Genomic DNA, 3,788 nt, shown 5'->3' with positions numbered 1-3,788 from the left:
TACTCAAGCCCGAATGCGGGATTTGAATTTTGTAATTCTTCATTCCACATTTTTGGTATCAAGATTTAATTCTAGAAAAACCACAGAACTGGTATCTACAGCCCTGTGGTTTTTTTTAGAAAAATCCCTAAAATATTTGAGAAAGAATCCTTTTTTGCCTTGATTTTATTTATTTTTTATGGTATTTTGTTGTTATGAAATTAAACTTTAATATATTCAAATCTTTAATAACAGAAAAACACATTCTAAATAAGTATCATCTAAGAAGAATTGGCATTTTTGGTTCGTTTATTAAAGCAAAAAAAGCAAAAGATATTGATGTATTAATTGAAGATAGTATTAACTACAAAAATGCATTGTCCCTTAAAGAAGAACTTGAAAAAATTACGAATAAAAAAATTGATATGGTAATAGAAAAATATGCAAACCCAATAATTTTATACCGTGCAAGAAAAGAAGCTATTTATGTTGAAAAACATTAAAAACGATCTGGTCTATTTATTAAACATATTAGAATCGATAGAGAAGATATATATTTACACAAAATATTGCAAAAGTGCCGATGAGCTATATAGAAGAAATGATCAATTAAATTTTAATGCTGCCTTAACATTGCTTACTCAGATTGGCGAAAATGTTAATAAAATAAGCGATGAACTTAAAAAAAAGCATAAAATAAATTGGGCTGAAATAAAAGCTTTCAGAAACCGCATAACTCACGAATATACAGGAATTGATATTTTTGTAGTCTTTGGCATTATTAAAAAAGATCTAAAATTACTAGAAAAGAAACTTTGTAAAATAGTAAAGGAACAACTTAACAAAAATATTTTCGATAAAGCTGAAATTAATGCTGCTAATGATTCAGAGTATTATAAGCATATCAATTTCGAAAGTTTTTTATAGATTATAGACTCACCAAGATCACATGATTAAACCCCGTCGATGTTTCTGTATAATCCAAGTTTACAATCTGTGTAATCAAGATTATTGTCTCGCCCATCGGGATTTAACAGCTTTAATTTAAAACTTAAGGTTAGATATGACAAGAAAAAAATGTACCGTAAATAAAATATGCGAGGCGGACATACCCTTAAAAATAAGAACCCTCTTAGGCAGTTCCTGGGATAAGGTAAAAAACCTGGCTTATGCCCGTTCAAACCACAGGCTTACCGAAGAAATCGATAAAAATATCTCCGAAATAGTAAACAAAATCAATTCCCTTGAGATCTCAGGCAAAAAAACAAAAACTAAAGACATAAAATTCGGGAAGGTCGGCGACCTTGATAAATTTACGGACAGCCCGGCTTATAAATACTATAAGACCCTGGCCGAGCAATACCTCTTAAAGGGCAAATATGTCCCGCAATTTCTTTTTGCCGGAGGCGCCACGCGTTTTGGCCTTGGCACAATGTGGGGCGTAAACCTGGCTGTAATAGGGGATGTGATATCAGGTAAAAGAAAAGAAGCCCTTAAATACATTTCAAAGAAACACCTGGAAGCCCATATAAACAAACTTAAACCCCTTACTTATGAAGAATTAAACCTGGCAATAGATAAATTAAAAAAATACCGGGCTAAAATAAAACCCATACATATAGGCATGGGTGCAAGGCAGCTCCTTCAGTACAGGGTAAAGCTGGAAACGCTTAGTAAGAAACACGGTAAAGCCGTTTCAGGCGTTTTAGAAAAAACGAGCCTGATACTTAACCTGAACAGCGATGTGGCAAAAGAAGTAAAGCATGACCTTTTGACAAATAATTTTTACGGCTTTAACCCTGACAGGGTTTTCATACTTATACAACCCACCTATAAAGCAGCCATAATAAAAAATAACAAGCTTGTAATAGACAATAACAGCGAGCCTCTTCCGTTCGGGCACGGGCATGCCACGATGCAGATAATCTATGATAATGAGGCTGTAAAAATTGACAGGGCAGGGCAGGAAAGTTTGATTAAAAAAAGCGTTATTGGAGAACTTCTAAACAGCGGCTGTGCTGTTCTAGGCACTCACAGGATAAATGACATGACCAAGTGGACCGCTGAAGTGCTCGCTGTCGAAAAACTTGCCTACGGTATTTACCAGATAAATGAAAAAAATAAGGAGGTCGTGCTAGAACTTGTGGAAAACCCTAAGAACCAGAAAGGCGGGCACTGGCTCAGAGTAAAGAACAAAGAGTTCCTTTGCGATACCATAAGCACCAATACGCCGGAGTTAAAAGGTTTTCTTGCCAGCTTTAACAACACACCTTACAACGCTTTCAGAAACATGTATTCTATAAAGTCTTTGAGCGAAAAGCTGACCGACTCCTACGGGATAAAATTCAACCTGAGGTATGTCGATGGCGGGTTTTATCTTGAATCCGTAAGCGGGGACATCACCCTGGCCATGAATTCGATGGCTTTTCAGAAAAAAGGCGAAATAATACACGACATAAAGAGCATCAAGGATTACGCTTTAGAAGGGATAGATTTTGCTGCCTGGCAGGAAAACGATCCGTGTTTTATAAAACTAGCACAAAACCTACGCTAAATAACAAGATAAATCCCCATGACGAACAATACTTTTAAGATTTTTAATTTGGATTTATTCTCTTAGTCATTTTCTTGTTATTACCTATTTCCACACTCCGGGGATTTTCTGGCCGCAAAACTTGCATTTGCCTCCGGCCAGTTTAAACTGCTTTAAAAAATACCCTTCCCGTTCAATTATCATTTTTTCGCATTTCTGGCAATAAGTATTATTTGCCTTATGCCCCGGCACATTCCCGAGATAGACATAATGCAGGCCTTTCTTTCTTGCTTCAAGATAAAACTTCTCAAGAGTTGCTAAAGGAGTCGGAGGAAGGTTCGTGAGTTTGTGCTGCGGGAAAAACCTCAGAAGATGCATTGGGACATCGGTTCCCAGATTCTCAACGTACCAGTCCAGCAATGCTTTCATGTCCTCGTCTTTGTCATTTACCGTAGGTATGACCAAATATCCAACTTCGACCCAGACACCGTTTTGCTTCAATACCTTCAGTGTTTCAAGCACTGGGTCAAGTTTTGCGCCAGCTACCCAGCGGTAAACCGAGTTTGAAAAACCTTTCAGGTCGATATTCGCGGCATCCAGCACCCCGCATAATTTTTTTAGCGGTTCAGGGTTTATATACCCGCAGGAGATCATGACGTTCTTTATCTTATGCTGTTTGGCAAGCCAGGCGGTATCATACATATATTCATAGAAGACCGTAGGTTCGCTGTAGGTGTATGAAATGGAAGGACAGTTTTTATCCCTTGCAAGCCTTACCACATCCTCAGGCATAAGGTCATGAGTCTGGATCTCATCAGGCAGAGCCTGAGACAAACTCCAATTCTGGCAGAACACGCATCTAAGGTTGCACCCCGGGGTTGCTATCGATAATGTTTCTGTACCCGGCAGAAAATGGAACAGTGGTTTTTTCTCTATAGGATCGATATTGATAGATGCGGGTTTTGCATAGACAAGGCTTATAAGCTTCCCCCCTTTATTTCTCCTTACGGTACAAACACCGGTTTTACCATCCTCTATAATGCATTCCCTGGGGCAAAGCAGGCATTGTACCTGGCCCGCGGCAAGTTTTTCCCAGAACCTCGCCTCTTTCCCGGACAAAGGCATGTGCATCAAAAATATTAATGATAAAATCAGAACTATATTTTTTTTCATAGCCTATTTTGAATTAGCGCCTGCAAATCCGCAATTTCTTTATAAAAAACTTACTTGCCATTACCGATCCCCATCCTTCGCCAAGGCTTCGGATGGCACAACG

General features: G+C 38.1%; 4 protein-coding genes. 3 read left to right on the top strand and 1 reads right to left on the bottom strand.

Annotation, left to right across the window (positions count from 1 at the left end; translation table 11 throughout):
- Nucleotides 1-194 precede the first annotated feature (194 nt).
- The 3 genes from LHV68_00515 to LHV68_00505 all read left to right on the top strand — a co-directional run bounded on the left by LHV68_00515 (nucleotide 195) and on the right by LHV68_00505 (nucleotide 2,533).
- Entirely contained in the window at nucleotides 195-482 is a 288-nt protein-coding gene (locus LHV68_00515; GenBank protein ID MCB4790349.1) for a nucleotidyltransferase domain-containing protein, read from the top strand.
- A complete protein-coding gene (locus LHV68_00510; protein MCB4790348.1) occupies nucleotides 466-906 on the top strand; it encodes a DUF86 domain-containing protein in 441 nt (146 codons plus the stop codon). Before LHV68_00515 ends, LHV68_00510 begins: the two co-directional genes overlap by 17 nt.
- 136 nt (nucleotides 907-1,042) lie before the next feature.
- Nucleotides 1,043-2,533, top strand: coding sequence for a hypothetical protein (locus LHV68_00505; protein MCB4790347.1), 1,491 nt, complete (start codon nucleotides 1,043-1,045; stop codon nucleotides 2,531-2,533).
- Between the two features lie 84 nt (nucleotides 2,534-2,617).
- Here LHV68_00505 and amrS read toward each other — a convergent pair whose 3' ends face one another.
- A complete protein-coding gene (amrS, locus tag LHV68_00500; GenBank protein ID MCB4790346.1) occupies nucleotides 2,618-3,685 on the bottom strand; it encodes an AmmeMemoRadiSam system radical SAM enzyme in 1,068 nt (355 codons plus the stop codon).
- Nucleotides 3,686-3,788 lie beyond the last annotated feature (103 nt).

Origin of the sequence: Candidatus Liberimonas magnetica, assembly GCA_020523885.1 — a bacterium.
Taxonomy (GTDB): Bacteria; Elusimicrobiota; Endomicrobiia; order Endomicrobiales; family JAFGIL01; genus Liberimonas; species Liberimonas magnetica.
The sequence above is the reverse complement of the archived record's forward strand: the minus strand, read 5'-3'. Positions and strand labels throughout refer to the sequence as shown.